This window comes from Rhizobium sp. P28RR-XV (assembly GCF_012641385.1).
In the GTDB taxonomy this organism is placed as follows: Bacteria; Pseudomonadota; Alphaproteobacteria; order Rhizobiales; family Rhizobiaceae; genus Rhizobium.
Map to the genome: position 1 here is coordinate 232927 of NZ_JABAIG010000004.1, position 14451 is coordinate 247377.

Consider the following 14451-nt stretch of genomic DNA (forward strand, 5'->3'; position numbering starts at 1 on the left):
ATGCTGCGCACCGGGCTTTCTTTTGAAATCGCGGATTATCTGAGTCTGAGCCCGATATCAGAAGCTTGCGGTCATCGGGTCCGGGCCGATGCGTCCGCCGGCCGAATCGAGCTTGGCGATCTCAGCCAGATCGTCGCTGTCGAGCTTGAAATCGAAAACCCTAAGGTTTTCCTCGATACGGCTCGGCGTCACCGATTTCGGGATGACGATCAGGCCGTTATCGATATGCCAGCGGATGATGACCTGTGCCGGCGTGCGGCCGTGCTTGGCGGCGACCTTGCCGATGACGGCATTGGTGAGGAGCTTGCCCTGCCCGAGCGGGCTCCAGGATTCCGTCTTGATCCCCAGCTTGTCATGCACTTCGCGAAGCGCCTTCTGCTGGAAGGTCGGATGCAGCTCGATCTGGTTGAGAACGGGCGTCACGCCGGTTTCGCCGATGATGCGGTCCAGATGCTCCTTGGCGAAGTTGGAAACGCCGATCGAATGGGCGCGGCCTTCTTCCTTGAGGCGGACGAAGGCCTTCCAGGTGTCGAGGTAGCGGTTGCGATGCGGCGACGGCCAGTGGATGAGGTAAAGATCGACATAGTCAGTGCCGAGACGCTTCAGGCTTTCGTCGAAGGCCTTCAGCGTCGAGTCGAAGCCCTGCGCCTCGTTCCAGAGCTTGGTGGTGAGATAAATGTCCTTGCGGGCGACGCCGGACTGGCGCATGCCCTCGCCGACACCGTCCTCATTGGCATAAATGGCTGCGGTATCGACATGGCGGTAGCCGGCTTTCAAAGCCGTGCTGACGGCCATCGGCGCGACGTTTTCCGGCGTCTGCCAGACGCCGAGGCCGACCTGCGGAATGGAATTGCCGTCATTGAAAGTGATTGTTGGTTGCGTGGTCACGATAAGTCTCCAAAGGATGAAAAGCGGGCGGAGTGAAGGCGTAATTTAAATTCGGAAAGGAAGGATCCGGGCCAAGCCCCGCGCGGGCGGCCGGTAAAACCCATATAGTGGAGGATGCTGGCATTTTAACCCCCGGCAACCGCTCAGACAACCCGGATAGTCGTTCCCTTGTGCAGCAGGGGGAGGATACGCCGCATATCGCGAAAGCTGATCGCGACGCATCCCGCCGTCGGCTCGTAGCCCGGCCTGATCAGATGGAAGAAGATCGCCGAACCGCGATGACGCCGACGCGAACGCACGTTCCAATCCATCACCAGGCAGACATCGTAGAGACTGTCCTCCCGCCGCATTTCCTCATGGCTCGGCTTGAACGGAGCCTTCACCAGCCTGTTGTAGTTGGCATTGTCGGGCTGGTCGCACCAGAGCATGTCCTTGCGGATGCGCTGCATCGGCAGGGAGGTCCGCAGGGAGCGGACTTGATCGCCCCGCGTGAAGCCGTAAAGCAGCTTCATGTCAGCAATCGGCGTCGCGCCGTCCCCTTCCCGCTTCAAGATGCTGCGCCCCGATCTGCCGATTGCCGCCGGCATGATGAGTGGCCCCACCTGCACCAGCGCCCGCGTTTTCTTACCCGGCGCAGGGCGCACGACGATGGTGGAAGCGGTCCGCCTCGCCGCCGCCCTTGTCTTTTGCATTTTTCTCACATGTTTTTGCTTTGCGTGTGATTTCATTTGAAATCATAGCAGTTTCAGCCAAACGACCAAGCCTGGGCTGCGGCGCGACTTGCTAAAAATGCAATTTGGCGTAGGACTTAGGTGGGATTAGAACGAGGACCCGAACGGCATGACCGCACGCACCATTCTCCTGGTGGATGATGACAACGACCTTCGCGAGATGCTGGTCGAGCAATTGTCGCTTTACGAGGAATTCAACGTCCTGCAGGAAGCGACCGCCGGGAAAGGCGTGCAGACCGCGCGCACCGTGCCTGTCGATCTCCTCATCATGGATGTCGGGCTGCCCGATATGGACGGCCGCGAAGCCGTGAAGCTGCTGCGCAAGAACGGCTTCAAGGCGCCGATCATCATGCTGACGGGCCATGACACCGATTCCGACACTATCCTCGGCCTCGAAGCCGGCGCAAACGACTATGTGACGAAGCCCTTCCGCTTCGCCGTGCTGTTGGCGCGCATCCGCGCGCAGCTGCGCCAGCACGAGCAAAGCGAGGACGCGACGTTTACCGTCGGCCGCTATCTCTTCAAGCCGAGCCAGAAGCTGCTGACCACGGAAGACGGACAGAAGATCCGCCTGACGGAGAAGGAAGCGGCCATCATCCGCTATCTCTATCGCGCCGACCAGAAGGTCGTGACCCGCGATATCCTTCTCGAAGAAGTCTGGGGCTATAATTCCGGCGTGACCACCCATACGCTCGAAACCCACGTTTACCGTCTCCGCCAGAAAATCGAGCGCGACCCTTCCAATGCCGAGATCCTGGTGACGGAAAACGGCGGCTACAAGATCATTCCGTAGGCCGCACATATGGCACTGAACGACGATATCCGACTGCTATCGCAACTGCCGCTGTTTCACGGCATGGGCGATGAGCCGCTGCGGCTGATCGCCTTCGGTGCCGATCGCCGCCATGTGAACGAAGGCCAGACGCTGTTCAGGGAAAAATCCCCCGCCGAATGCGCCTATGTCGTAACACGCGGCAGTTTTGAGCTGAGCACCATCGATGCGGGCGGGCAGAAGCAGGTCGAAGCCGTCGTCCAGGCCGGCACAATGCTTTCGGAACTCGCGCTGGTGACACTGGTGGAGCGGAAATATACGGCTGTTGCCGCCGAGGATTCCGACGTGATCCGCATCACGCGCGCCCTCTTCCACCGGTTGATCGAGGAATACCCCGATGCCGGCCTGCTGATCCAGAATCGCATTCGCGAAAACTTTGCAGCACTTGCCCGGCAAGCGGCCGCATTGCTCGGCCGCTTCTCCTAGAGCAATTTCAGGAAAAGTGCATAGCGGTTTCCCGTCCGGAATTGCGAGGAAACAAAAGGCTAAAGCGTTTTCGCGATTCGAAGAAAAGCGGAAACATCTAGCCCGCGCCCAATCCCCTAGAGATTGAAATGCGCCGTGACAGGCACATGGTCGGACGGACGATCCCAGCCGCGCGCCGCCTTCAGGATCTCGATCCGCTGCAGATGCGGACCGAGATCGGAGGATGACCAGATATGGTCGAGGCGGCGGCCACGGTCGGCGGCCTCCCAATCCTTGGCGCGATAGCTCCACCACGTATAGAGCTTTTCGTTTTCCGGCACGTGCTGCCGCATCAGGTCGAGCCAGGCGCCGCGCTTCATCACCTCGATCAGCCCGTCGGTCTCGACCGGCGTATGGCTGACGATCTTCAATAGCTGCTTGTGCGACCAGACGTCATGCTCCAGCGGCGCGATATTGAGATCGCCGACGAGGATCGCGGAGGTGTTCTGCTCGGCATTGGCATGCAGCCGCTTCATTTCCTCGATGAAATCGAGCTTGTGGCCGAACTTCGGATTGATGGCCCGATCCGGTTCGTCGCCGCCAGCCGGAACATAGAAATTATGCAGGCGGACGCGCCGGCCGCCGCGCTCGAAGATCGCCGAAATATGTCTGCTATCGCCGACATTGCAATAATCCTGCCGGTGATCCTCGCTCAGCGGGATGCGCGATGCGATCGCAACGCCATGGTAGCCCTTCTGGCCGTGAACGATAATGTGTTCGTAGCCGAGGGCGCGGAGGGGAGCATAGGGAAAAAGCTCGTTCGGAACCTTGGTTTCCTGCAGGCAGAGGATGTCGGGCCGGGCTTGCAAGACGAACTGCTCGACGATGGGCATGCGCAGCCGCACCGAGTTGATGTTCCAGGTCGCAATCGATAAACCCATGCCCAAAGCCTTTCCCCAAGAACAATTCCAGGAAAAGTGCGCAGCGGTTTTCCGTCCGGAATTGCGTCAAAACAGACAGCTGGAGCGGTTCGGCGATTCCGCGAAACGCCCCAGTCAGGCTAAGGCTTTAGACCGGCGGCAACGGAAAGGAAAGCACCATTCGGCACTTACCCGCGGCAGAATGTAGAGAGGGCGATCAGCGGGTATAATCGATGCGGAAAACGCTGTCGTCGAAAGCGACATTGGTCTTCACGTTGTTGATGATCACATCGGTCGTCTTGCCCTGCGGATCGATCACGGTCCATTGGCGCAAGTCGTAGGACTTCGAATCGAAGATCATCGTGATGGTGGAATCGCCGAAGACGGTGCGGTTGCCGAGCGTGATCTTGGTGAGATCCGGCTTCGAATCGACATCGCGGACCATGTCGGCGGAAAGATCGATCTTGTTGGCAAGCAGCAGGCTCAGAGGCGTCTTCGACAGCTGATACATGTTTCTCGTCTGCGTCTGGTCGTTGATGACCTGCACGTTGTTGCCGTCACAGATAACGCGCATGCGGGACGGCGGATCGTAGTTGAAGCGCATCTTGCCCGGCCGCTGGATGAAGAATGTGCCGCTCATCTGATCGCCGCGCGGACCGATCTGCAGAAAGCCGCCCTTCATCGATTTGATGGACGAGAAATGATCGGCAATGGCCTGGGCGATACCGGGATTGAGGGTGGCTGCAGCCGCCTCGGCCTGGGCCTGGGCAAGGGCCGAAACCGGTAGAGCGCCTGCCGCGCCGACCGCGACCACGGCGCCGAGGAAATGCCGGCGGGTCAGGGAAAATCGGCTGGACGGCTGCGCATCGAACTTTGTCATCGAATTCTCCTTCATGCTGTGTCCATGGCGCGCAAAATCGGCGTCTTCATGGCGCAACGGCCCATGTTCGGTTGTGGGCCGCGATCAAATTTCCCTGAGCATAGCCGGGACATGCGACGCGAAAAGGACCTGTGGCCTCAGCGATCCAGAATATCGGCCTTGGTGGGAACGAGAATCTCGCGCTTGCCGGCATGATTGGCCGGACCGATCACACCTTCCTCCTCCATGCGCTCGATCAGCGAAGCGGCGCGGTTGTAGCCGATGCCGAGACGGCGCTGGATGTAGGAGGTCGAGGCCTTGCCGTCGTTAAGAACGATCGCGACCGCCTGATCGTAAGGGTCTTCCGAATCAGCGAGATTCGCGGTGCCTGCCGGACCATGGCCGTCATCGTCTTCATCGTCATCGGCGGTGATGGCATCGAGATATTGCGGCGCGCCCTGCGTCTTCAGATAGGCGACGATATCTTCCACCTCTCCATCGGCGACGAAGGGGCCGTGGACGCGCTGGATGCGGCCACCGCCGGCCATGTAGAGCATGTCGCCCATGCCGAGCAGCTGTTCCGCGCCCTGCTCACCGAGGATGGTGCGGCTGTCGATCTTCGACGTCACCTGGAAGGAAATGCGGGTCGGGAAGTTCGCCTTGATCGTGCCGGTGATGACATCGACCGACGGACGCTGCGTTGCCATGATAACATGGATGCCGGCAGCACGCGCCATCTGCGCCAGGCGCTGCACCGCGCCTTCGATATCCTTGCCGGCGACCATCATCAGGTCGGCCATTTCATCGATGATGACGACGATATAGGGCATCGGCTTCAGGTCGAATTCTTCCGTCTCGTAGATCGCCTCGCCGGTCTGGCGGTCGAAGCCGGTCTGCACCGTGCGGCTGATCGCCTCGCCCTTGGCAACGGCCTGCTCGACGCGGGAATTGAAGCCGTCGATGTTGCGCACACCGATCTTCGACATCTTCTTGTAGCGCTCTTCCATCTCGCGGACGGTCCATTTGAGCGCGACGACGGCCTTCTTCGGATCGGTGACGACGGGCGACAAGAGGTGCGGAATGCCGTCATAGACGGAGAGTTCCAGCATCTTCGGGTCGATCATGATCAGGCGGCACTGTTCAGGCGTCATGCGGTAGAGCAGCGACAGGATCATGGTGTTGATGGCAACGGATTTGCCCGAGCCGGTGGTGCCGGCGACAAGCAGATGCGGCATCTTGGCAAGATCGGCGATGACGGGCTCGCCGCCGATCGTCTTGCCGAGCGCCATGGCCAGCTTGGCCTTCGAGCTTTCAAAATCGCGGCTGGCGATGAGCTCCCGCAGATAGACCGTTTCGCGCGTCGAGTTCGGCAGCTCGATGCCGATTGCATTGCGGCCGGGAACGACGGCGACGCGGGCGGCGATCGCGCTCATCGAGCGGGCGATATCGTCGGCAAGGCCGATGACGCGCGAGGACTTGATGCCGGGCGCCGGCTCCAGCTCGTAAAGCGTGACGACCGGGCCGGGACGGACATGGATGATCTCGCCCTTGACGCCGAAATCCTCCAGCACACCTTCGAGCATGCGGGCATTCTGCTCCAGCGCATCGGCCGAAAGCGTCGCATCGCGGGCGACGGCCTTCGGTTCGGCCAGCAGGTGGACGGCCGGAAGTTGGAAGCCATAGGGACGGATGAAGGAGGTCTGTGCCTCGCGCTCGGCCCGCGCGCCGGGCTTCGGCCGCGGCGCGGTCGGAGTGACGCGATGACCGGCGGCAGCTTCCCTCGGTGAGGTCGCAGTCAACGGCCAGTCATCATCCTCGTCGTCGGGCAGGATGCCGGCCGGACGCGGCGGATCACGATCATAGATCGAATCCTCGTCTTCATCCTCGTCATCGCCGAGGCTGATCGACGGCGCGGAAACCACGCGGCGTGCCGCCGGACCATCCATGGACGGCTCGAGACGATCGCCGCGAGCAACCGGCGCCTTGGCGCGCACAGGCTCGTTCAACGTCCCGAATTCGTCGTCGTTGAAATCATAGGGCGCATCGAAGGCGTGGTCGCGGCGCTTGCGCGGACCCATGCCGAACAGGCGGCGAAGGCGGGCCTGGGTATTGTACCAGGCATGCATGACGGCACCGAAGGCCAGGAAATTGCTGAGGAAGCCGCCGCGATCGTCGTCCTCGTCTTCATCGCCCACCCGGCGGGCGCGGCTGCGCGTTTCCTCGTAATCCTCCTCGCCCTCTTCATCCTCGACCAGGCTTTCGCCGATCACGCCGGAGGCGAAGAGCATAAGCCAGAGGGCCGGAACGGCGAGAAGCGAGCCGATGATCGTGGCCACGACGCCGCTCGGATAGGTACCGATGAACAAGGCGGGAAAACGCAGGAGAAGATCGCCGACCACACCGCCGATGCCGTTCGGGATCGGCCAGGTCGGCGGAGCCGGAAAGCAGGCGATCGAGCCGGCCGCGACGATGCAGCCGCCGAACCAGGCGCCGAGCCGCGACGGCACGCGGTGAAGCTTGCGATTGGAAATCAGCGCGAAGGCCCAGGCAACGGTCGGCAGCAGCGCCAGCACCGAGGCAAGGCCGAGCGACTGCATCATGATGTCGGCAAAGGCAGCACCAGGAAAACCGAGAAGATTGGTCGGCGCATTGGCCGTTGCGTAGGAATAGCTGGGATCCATGACGTTCCAGGTCGCCAGCGCCGCCACGGCGAGCGCCGATAGGAACAGCAATGCGAAGCCCGCCAGGCCCTTGACCTGACGCCAAACCACACTCGATAGCGATAAACGGTCAGGCCGACCGCTCAACGCCGCCGAATTGCTTCTGCCCATGATATCCAGCCCCGTTCCTTGTCGATAGCGCAAGCGAATCGGTCTAATGCCCACTCGCCGGCAGGTTAGAGCTACCTAATCAGAGGAGGGTTAATGGCATGTTAACCATGCGCTCCAGCTCGATATATCGCCGATTTTTTACCGCCCGCTGAGCTCTACAAACAAAAAAGGCCCGAACCGGGGTTCGGGCCAAAAGCGGCCTATTTGCAATGAAACAGGTCGCGACGGGACGTTTAGCGATGCCGGAGCCTTGCCCCGGCATCGCAAGCTCCGATCAGGAATTGTGGTAGGCGGCTTCGCCGTGCGAGGCGAGATCGAGACCCTCGCGCTCGGCTTCCGGAGCGACACGCAGGCCGATGATGACGTCGACGACCTTATAGAGGATTGCGGAGCCGATGCCGCACCACAGGATGGTGGTGACGACGGCGGTCAGCTGGACCATGACCTGGCTGCTCATGGTGACACCTTCGGCATAGCCGACACCGCCGAGCGAGGCGCTGGCGAAGATGCCGGTTGCGATGGCGCCGAAGATGCCGCCGATGCAGTGTACGCCGAAGACATCAGCCGTATCGTCGTAGCCGAACTTGTTCTTCACGACCGAGACGAAGAAGTAGCACAGCGGCGAAACGATGAGGCCCATGACGATCGCACCCATCGGGCCGGCGATGCCGGCGGCAGGCGTGATGGCGACGAGGCCGGCAACCATGCCCGAAGCGCCGCCGAGCATGGAGGCCTTGCCGCGGGTGAAGGTTTCAACCAGCGACCAGGAAATGATGGCGGCGGCTGTTGCGATGAAGGTGTTGACGGTCGCGAGCATCGCGCCGCCTGACGCTTCGAGGTTCGAGCCGGCGTTGAAGCCGAACCAGCCGACCCAGAGCATGGATGCGCCGACCATGGTCAGCGTCATGGAGTGCGGAGCCATCATGTCCTTGCCGAAGCCGACGCGCTTGCCCACGAGAATGGCGCCGACGATGCCTGCAATACCGGCATTGATGTGAACGACGGTGCCGCCTGCGAAGTCGAGAGCGCCCATCTTGAAGAGCATGCCGTTGGAATCCCAGACCATGTGAGCGATCGGGAAGTAGACGAAGGTCGCCCACAGCGCGCAGAAGAGCACGGCCGCGCCAAACTTGATGCGCTCGGCAAAGGCGCCGATGATCAGGGCCGGCGTGATGGCGGCAAAGGTCATCTGGAACAGCATGAAGATGAATTCAGGGATGACGACGCCCTTGGAGAAGGTCGCAGCCGTCGTCGAGGTCGAAACGCCCGACAGGAACATCTTGGCCGTGCCGCCCCAATAGGGGCTGGTGCCGCCGCCGAAGGCGAAGGAGTAGCCGTAGAGAACCCAAATGATCATCACGACGGCGCCGATCATCGTGCATTGCATGAGGACCGAGAGCATGTTCTTCGCACGGACGAGACCGCCGTAGAACAGCGCAAGACCCGGCACGAGCATGAAGAGCACGAGAATGGTGGAGATGAACATGAAGGCGGTGTCGCCCTTATCGGGAACCGGAGTGGCAGCAGTCGCAGCGGCTGCGGCCGGAGCGGCCTCCTGCGCGAAGGCGATCGCCGGCGCAAGCAGCGCCGCAGAAAGCGCGCCCACCCGTGCGAAGGTGGAGGAAAGCTTAGAAAATGACATGCAAATAACTCCCTGATCGGCCGTGTCTTACAGCGCTTCTGAATCGGTTTCGCCCGTACGGATGCGCACGGCATGGTCAATGGAATAGACAAAGATCTTGCCGTCGCCGATCTGGCCTGTCTTGGCGGCCGACGCGATGGCCTCGACGGCCTTGTCGACGATTTCGGATGCGACTGCGACCTCGATCTTCAGCTTCGGCAGGAAGCTGACGGCATATTCGGTGCCGCGATAGATCTCGGTATGCCCCTTCTGGCGCCCGTAGCCCTTCACTTCGGTCACAGTCAGGCCCTGGATGCCGACAGCCGTGAGGGCCTCACGGACCTCATCGAGCTTGAACGGCTTGATAATGGCCATCACAATTTTCATCTGGTTTCCCATCCTTTGTTTACCCTCGGCACGGAGCCGACTCTCCTTGCCGCCGACGAGTGTTTCTGCAGCGACTGGGCATACACATTCAAAGGACGTGCCAGATTCGTGACACATTTATAACCTGTTGAAATATAATGGATTTATTACACAAAGCCAATAAAGCGGCAATTTGCGCGACGTCAATCGCACAAATAAGGTGCAAATTTATAAATTTGCCTTTTATTTAATCATTTGCCTTTTTACGAATCAGGCCTTCCTGCGCCACCGACGCAATCAGGACACCGGAGCGCGTAAACAGGCTGCCGCGGGTAAATCCGCGCGCGCCGGAAGCGCTGGGGCTTTCCTGGCTATACAGCAGCCAGTCGTCGAGCTTGAACGGGCGATGAAACCACATGGCATGGTCGAGGCTCGCCACCTGGATGCTTGGATCGAGAACCGATGTGCCATGCGCATTGAGGGCAACGTCGAGCAGCGTCATGTCGGAGAGATAGGCAAGCACGGCATTCTGGTTGAGCCGGTCGTCCGGCACCGGCCCGGTCGGGCGGATCCAGATATTCTGCCACTGGCTTGGCTGCGAGCGGGAGAAATAGCTCTCGATCGAAACGGGCCTGATTTCGATCGCCCGCTTGCGCTCCCAGTAACGGCGCACGTTCTCGGGCGCGTGGGCGAGATAACGCTGCTTCACCTGCTCCTCGTCCATCAGTTCCTCCGGCATCGGCACATCAGGCATGTCGCCCTGGTGATCGAAACCGGGCTCGTCGAGCTGGAAGGAAGCCGTCAGCGCAAAGATCGCCTTGCCGTGCTGGATTGCGAGGACGCGCCGCGTATTGAAGCTGGAACCGTCGCGCAGGCGGTCGACCTGATAGAGGATTGGAACCGAAGGGTCGCCCGGCAGCATGAAATAGGCATGCAGCGAATGCGCGAAGCGATCGCCATCCACGGTTCTCTGCGCCGCCATCAGCGCCTGGCCGATGACCTGCCCGCCGAAGACGCGCTGCCAGCCAACCTGCGGACTATTGCCGCGAAACAGGTTCATCTCGATCGTTTCCAGATCGAGCGTCGCAAGCACGGTTTCCATCGGGGTGGGCTTCTCGCTCTCTCGCGACATTTTGCTTGAACTCCAATGGTAGGAACCACGAATAGGATGTTCTATATAGAGCAGGAAGTGACAGTAAGACACGGGGAAGCGTCATGTTGGACATGCTGGTAGTGGGTGGCGGATATGTGGGTCTTGCCGCGGCGGTCGCAGTCAAGCAGGCAGCCCCCCACCTCGACGTGATGATCGTGGAGGCGGCGCCCGAAACCGCCTGGAAGAAGGACATGCGGGCATCGGCGGTCATTGCGGCCGCCTCGAAGATGCTGGCTGTTCTCGGCGTCTGGGACGAGATCGCGCCGGAGGCCGAACCGATCACCCGCATGATCGTCACCGATTCGCGCACCGGCGATCCCGTACGCCCGGTCTTCCTCACCTTCGACGGCGAAGTGGCCGAAGGTGAGCCCTTCGCCCATATGGTGCCGAATCTGACCATGGTCGGGGCGCTCCGCGGCGCCTGCGAGCGTCTCGGCATCCCGATCCAGCATGGCCTCAGCGCCACCGGATTCGTCACCGACGACGCCAAGACCACCCTCACCCTATCCGATGGCAGCACGCTGGAAACGCGGCTCCTGGTCGCCTGCGACGGCGTGCGTTCCAAGCTGCGCGACATGGCGGGCATCAAGACCGTCAACTGGGAATACGGCCAGTCTGGCATCGTCGTCACCGTCGAGCATGAGCGGCCGCACGGTGGCTGTGCCGAGGAGCATTTCCTGCCCTCCGGCCCTTTCGCCATCCTGCCGCTGAAGAACAACCGCTCCTCGCTGGTCTGGACGGAGCGCACGCCGGACGCCGAACGGCTGATCGCCTCCGACGACCTCCTTTTCGAGGAGGAACTGGAACGCCGCTTCGGCCATAAGCTCGGCGCGCTGCGCACGGTCGGCGAGCGCCGCGCCTTCCCGCTCGGCCTGACGCTTGCCCGCGCCTTCGTCGCGCCGCGCTTTGCGCTGGCGGGCGACGCCGCCCACGGCATCCACCCGATCTCCGGCCAGGGCCTCAATCTCGGCTTCAAGGATGTGGCGGCGCTTGCCGAAACCATCGTCGAGGCCGATCGCCTCGGCCTCGATATCGGCTCGATCAATATCCTCGAGCGCTACCAGACCTGGCGCCGCTTCGACACCTTCCGCATGGGGGTGACGACCGACGTGCTGAACCGGCTGTTCTCCAACGATAACACGCCCCTGCGCATCGCCCGCGACTTCGGGCTCGGGATCGTCGACCGCCTGCCGAACCTCAAATCCTTCTTCATCGGCCAGGCAGCCGGGACCACTGCCAAGGATAATCCGCGACTGCTTGCGGGCGAGGCGATTTGAGGGGCGAGGACCGAAATCGACTGATTCGCTAGAGCCTGCTGCTTTCATACGGAAGCATATCCTGAGTTTGTGAGATAGTTAGCGCATTCGGCTGGCGAGAAGCAGTCGAGCATTTCACCAGCCTTGCGCCATGTCGCTTCGACTGTGCGAGGTTGTTCTCTCCTGATCAGGTGCTTGAGCTTCGCAAAGACTTGCTCGATGGGATTGAGATCCGGGCTGTAAGGCGGCAGGAAGAAGAGGTGGGCGCCTGCGGCCCGGACGGCACGACGGACGGCTTGGCCCTTATGGCTGCCGAGATTGTCGAGGATGACGATGTCGCCCTTGGCGAGCGTGGGTACGAGGATCCTCTGGATATAGAGGGTAAAGAGCTCGCCGTTGATCGGCCCATCGATGACCCAAGGGGCATCGATGCGATCGCAGCGCAAGGCGGCAATGAAGGTCAGGGTTTTCCAATGCCCGTGCGGGACCGCAGCACATAGGCGTTGGCCACGCGGTGCCCACCCCCTGAGGGGCGCCATGTTGGTCTTGATCCAGGTCTCATCGAGAAAGACCAGCCGCCGCGCTTCGATCCGCCGTTGATGGATCTTCCAACGCAACCGTTTCCTGGCGATATCCACCCGCGTCTGCTCGGCCGGCAGAACCGTTTTTTTTGAAGCTCAGGCCCTCGGCCCGGACGAACACCCAAACGGCGCGTCGCTCGGTCTTGATGCCGCGTTCGGCCAGTTCCGCCACAAGGCCCCGCGTCGTGAACGGGCCGGATCGACAGCGTTGGCGCAGCCAGTCGGCCCGCTCGCCGGACAAGGTCCGCTGCTTGCGCCCGCCGACGCGGCCTGGAGTGAGAGCGCCGGTCTCTGCAAGGCGCTTCTTCCACTTCGAAACACACGAGGGAGCGATCGCAAGTGCTGCTGCGATCGATCGTATCGTTTCTCCGGCATTCAAGCGCGCCATCGCCCGTTCGCGAAGATCTTCGGAATATGGTTGGGTCATCCCTGCCGACCGTCCTTTCCCGGTAGGAACAGAGAATCATATCTCAGCTGATTTGCGAACCTGCGATTCTGAGAAATCGAAGCGTGCTCTAGGCACGTATTTCAGCGGTCCACTGCGATCATGGCCGTTGCAAGATGGCAGCGAATGCCCTGACGGTCATCATTCTGTTTGAGGCCGCGGGTCTCGATCACGCCAATGCGCTGACAGCCGCGGCCTTCATCGGGATTGCACAATGGGCGGGGCGGATGGCCGATTTCCTCGGCGGCCGGCGCTGGTCAGGCTTCGTCACCGGCCTTGCCGCCGCGGCCCTTTTTCCGCTGAGCTTCATCGTTCTTCTGCTGACCGGCAGCTTCGGCGGCGCCATGCTTTTCGCTATGCTCTCCGGCATTGCTAGCGGCATCACCGCCGTCACCCGCGCCACGCTGCCGCTGCAGATTTTCCCTGCCGGCGCCTATGCTCGCGCATCGGCGCAGCTGGCCGTCCCCTCAACCTCTCCTTTGCCGTCGCACCGCCTGTATTCAGCGCCATCATGACGTCTGCCGGTCCCGGTGCCGCCCTATGGCTGGCCTTTGCGATCTCGATCTTCGCCTTCTGCGCGCTTCTCGGCCTCTTGCTGCGACAACGCCGCATGCATCGCGACAAAACTGATCTCTGAGAAAATGGGTAACCTCTGCTTCGAATTCCAAAAGAAAACCAGCCTCAATCCTCGATGCGGCGCGCTTCTGAAATCAGCATGATCGGAATGCCATCGCGGATCGGATAGGCGAGCCGCCCCTTTTCCGAGATCAGCTCGTTCTTTTCCCGGTCATAGCTCAGCCGCCCCTTGGTGAGCGGGCAGACGAGCAGATCGAGCAGTTTCGGATCCACCTTGCTGACCGTGACATCCATCGCCAGGCTCCTATTGCATCACGGAATCGGTGTCGCCGGCGCCGGCCAGCACGATCTTGACGATGGCGATGAAGGTTTCGGCGCGGGTCTTCAGGTCCGGCGCCTCCAGTAGAGCCTGCTTTTCCGCCGGATCGAAGGGCGCCATGATCGACAGCGAATTGACCAGCATCATATTGTCGGCCCGTTCGACGCTTTCCCAATCCGCCTCGAGCTTGTTGGCTTCTAGATAGGCCCGGAAAGCCGAAAGCAGCGCCGTGCGATCCACCGTATCCTCCTCGTGATGGGATTTGAGGTCGGAGATGAAGGGCGTGATGCGGAATGTGCGATAGGGCTGGTGTCCGGTGATTTCATCCATCAGGCGGAAGCGGCATATGCCGGTCAGCGCGGCGATATAGCGTCCGTCGCCGGTTTCAGCGATGGACGTGATGCGCCCGAGACAACCGACATGCGAGAGATTGGAGGACTCGGCCGGTTCGGAAAGAGCGGGCTGAACCATGCCGATCAGCCTGTTGCCGGCGATGGCGGCATCGAACATGGCGAGATAGCGCGGCTCGAAGATATTGAGCGGGAGTTGCGCGCCGGGCAGCAGCAGCGCACCGGACAGGGGAAAAACAACCACCGATTCCGGCAGATCGCTCGGCTTCAGATATCTGGCATTACCGACTTGCATCTCTTCCATCCCGCTAGATCACT

General features: G+C 61.3%; 15 protein-coding genes and 1 pseudogene. 5 read left to right on the plus strand and 11 right to left on the minus strand.

Annotation, left to right across the window (positions count from 1 at the left end; translation table 11 throughout):
* Positions 1-57 precede the first annotated feature (57 nt).
* Positions 58-888 carry an aldo/keto reductase gene (locus HGP12_RS10545; protein ID WP_168839858.1) on the minus strand — a complete coding sequence of 277 codons (831 nt, stop codon included), beginning with the start codon at positions 886-888 and terminating at the stop codon, positions 58-60.
* 143 nt (positions 889-1031) lie between these two features.
* Positions 1032-1580: a L,D-transpeptidase gene (locus HGP12_RS10550; protein ID WP_168839857.1), complete on the minus strand. Its 549-nt coding sequence runs from the start codon at positions 1578-1580 to the stop codon at positions 1032-1034.
* A gap of 148 nt (positions 1581-1728) precedes the next feature.
* Between HGP12_RS10550 and HGP12_RS10555 the strand changes: the two genes are divergently transcribed.
* Together HGP12_RS10555 and HGP12_RS10560 are read left to right on the plus strand one after the other, a co-directional pair.
* On the plus strand, positions 1729-2412 hold the full coding sequence (locus HGP12_RS10555; protein WP_092717256.1) for a response regulator transcription factor: 684 nt from the start codon (positions 1729-1731) through the stop codon (positions 2410-2412).
* A 9-nt stretch (positions 2413-2421) separates the two neighbouring features.
* Positions 2422-2877 carry a cyclic nucleotide-binding domain-containing protein gene (locus HGP12_RS10560; protein ID WP_168839856.1) on the plus strand — a complete coding sequence of 152 codons (456 nt, stop codon included), beginning with the start codon at positions 2422-2424 and terminating at the stop codon, positions 2875-2877.
* 116 nt (positions 2878-2993) lie between these two features.
* On the opposite strand, the gene HGP12_RS10565 is transcribed toward HGP12_RS10560, so the two are convergent.
* From HGP12_RS10565 to tesB, 6 genes are all read right to left on the minus strand, one after another.
* Positions 2994-3797 (minus strand): exodeoxyribonuclease III, encoded by an 804-nt coding sequence (locus HGP12_RS10565; protein ID WP_168839855.1) that lies wholly within the window; start codon positions 3795-3797, stop codon positions 2994-2996.
* 196 nt (positions 3798-3993) lie between these two features.
* On the minus strand, positions 3994-4656 hold the full coding sequence (locus tag HGP12_RS10570) for an outer-membrane lipoprotein carrier protein LolA (protein WP_168839854.1): 663 nt from the start codon (positions 4654-4656) through the stop codon (positions 3994-3996).
* A 137-nt stretch (positions 4657-4793) separates the two neighbouring features.
* A complete protein-coding gene (locus HGP12_RS10575) occupies positions 4794-7466 on the minus strand; it encodes a DNA translocase FtsK (RefSeq protein ID WP_168839853.1) in 2673 nt (890 codons plus the stop codon).
* 274 nt (positions 7467-7740) lie between these two features.
* The gene (locus tag HGP12_RS10580; protein WP_168839852.1) at positions 7741-9108 is read right to left on the minus strand and encodes an ammonium transporter; all 1368 of its coding nucleotides are present in this window, start codon (positions 9106-9108) and stop codon (positions 7741-7743) included.
* Positions 9109-9135: 27 nt separating this feature from the next.
* Positions 9136-9486, minus strand: a complete 351-nt coding sequence (locus HGP12_RS10585) for a P-II family nitrogen regulator (protein ID WP_034509110.1) — start codon at positions 9484-9486, stop codon at positions 9136-9138.
* Between the two features lie 214 nt (positions 9487-9700).
* A complete protein-coding gene (gene tesB, locus HGP12_RS10590; protein ID WP_168878742.1) occupies positions 9701-10585 on the minus strand; it encodes an acyl-CoA thioesterase II in 885 nt (294 codons plus the stop codon).
* A gap of 80 nt (positions 10586-10665) precedes the next feature.
* Here tesB and HGP12_RS10595 point away from each other — a divergent pair.
* Positions 10666-11883 (plus strand): annotated as a pseudogene (locus tag HGP12_RS10595) (ubiquinone biosynthesis hydroxylase); the annotation flags it as partial.
* Between the two features lie 44 nt (positions 11884-11927).
* Here the strand turns inward: HGP12_RS10595 and HGP12_RS10600 are convergent.
* Positions 11928-12870 (minus strand): IS630 family transposase gene (locus tag HGP12_RS10600; RefSeq protein WP_168843334.1). Its coding sequence is split into 2 segments (ribosomal slippage): positions 11928-12533 and positions 12535-12870, totalling 942 coding nucleotides; the frame shifts between segments, so codons are not numbered across the junction.
* Positions 12871-13004: 134 nt separating this feature from the next.
* On the opposite strand from HGP12_RS10600, the gene HGP12_RS10605 reads away from it, so the two are divergent.
* Both HGP12_RS10605 and HGP12_RS34440 read left to right on the plus strand, forming a co-directional pair.
* Positions 13005-13403 carry a hypothetical protein gene (locus HGP12_RS10605; RefSeq protein WP_246703314.1) on the plus strand — a complete coding sequence of 133 codons (399 nt, stop codon included), beginning with the start codon at positions 13005-13007 and terminating at the stop codon, positions 13401-13403.
* Entirely contained in the window at positions 13400-13525 is a 126-nt protein-coding gene (locus tag HGP12_RS34440; protein WP_281408215.1) for a hypothetical protein, read from the plus strand. Before HGP12_RS10605 ends, HGP12_RS34440 begins: the two co-directional genes overlap by 4 nt.
* Before the next feature lie 44 nt (positions 13526-13569).
* On the opposite strand, the gene HGP12_RS10610 is transcribed toward HGP12_RS34440, so the two are convergent.
* Positions 13570-13758 carry a Trm112 family protein gene (locus tag HGP12_RS10610; RefSeq protein WP_069614795.1) on the minus strand — a complete coding sequence of 63 codons (189 nt, stop codon included), beginning with the start codon at positions 13756-13758 and terminating at the stop codon, positions 13570-13572.
* A 10-nt stretch (positions 13759-13768) separates the two neighbouring features.
* Positions 13769-14428 (minus strand): LON peptidase substrate-binding domain-containing protein, encoded by a 660-nt coding sequence (locus HGP12_RS10615; protein ID WP_168839849.1) that lies wholly within the window; start codon positions 14426-14428, stop codon positions 13769-13771.
* Positions 14429-14451: the final 23 nt, after the last annotated feature.

Excerpts from the sequence above, each read along its gene's own strand:
- HGP12_RS10550 (WP_168839857.1), bottom strand. The coding sequence starts at position 1,580 with ATGCAAAAGACAAGGGCGGCGGCGAGGCGGACCGCTTCCACCATCGTC.
- HGP12_RS10555 (WP_092717256.1), top strand. The coding sequence starts at position 1,729 with ATGACCGCACGCACCATTCTCCTGGTGGATGATGACAACGACCTTCGC.
- HGP12_RS10560 (WP_168839856.1), top strand. The coding sequence starts at position 2,422 with ATGGCACTGAACGACGATATCCGACTGCTATCGCAACTGCCGCTGTTT.
- HGP12_RS10565 (WP_168839855.1), bottom strand. The coding sequence starts at position 3,797 with ATGGGTTTATCGATTGCGACCTGGAACATCAACTCGGTGCGGCTGCGC.
- HGP12_RS10570 (WP_168839854.1), bottom strand. The coding sequence starts at position 4,656 with ATGACAAAGTTCGATGCGCAGCCGTCCAGCCGATTTTCCCTGACCCGC.
- HGP12_RS10575 (WP_168839853.1), bottom strand. The coding sequence starts at position 7,466 with ATGGGCAGAAGCAATTCGGCGGCGTTGAGCGGTCGGCCTGACCGTTTA.
- HGP12_RS10580 (WP_168839852.1), bottom strand. The coding sequence starts at position 9,108 with ATGTCATTTTCTAAGCTTTCCTCCACCTTCGCACGGGTGGGCGCGCTT.
- HGP12_RS10585 (WP_034509110.1), bottom strand. The coding sequence starts at position 9,486 with ATGGGAAACCAGATGAAAATTGTGATGGCCATTATCAAGCCGTTCAAG.
- tesB (WP_168878742.1), bottom strand. The coding sequence starts at position 10,585 with ATGTCGCGAGAGAGCGAGAAGCCCACCCCGATGGAAACCGTGCTTGCG.
- HGP12_RS10605 (WP_246703314.1), top strand. The coding sequence starts at position 13,005 with ATGGCAGCGAATGCCCTGACGGTCATCATTCTGTTTGAGGCCGCGGGT.
- HGP12_RS34440 (WP_281408215.1), top strand. The coding sequence starts at position 13,400 with ATGACGTCTGCCGGTCCCGGTGCCGCCCTATGGCTGGCCTTTGCGATC.
- HGP12_RS10610 (WP_069614795.1), bottom strand. The coding sequence starts at position 13,758 with ATGGATGTCACGGTCAGCAAGGTGGATCCGAAACTGCTCGATCTGCTC.
- HGP12_RS10615 (WP_168839849.1), bottom strand. The coding sequence starts at position 14,428 with ATGCAAGTCGGTAATGCCAGATATCTGAAGCCGAGCGATCTGCCGGAA.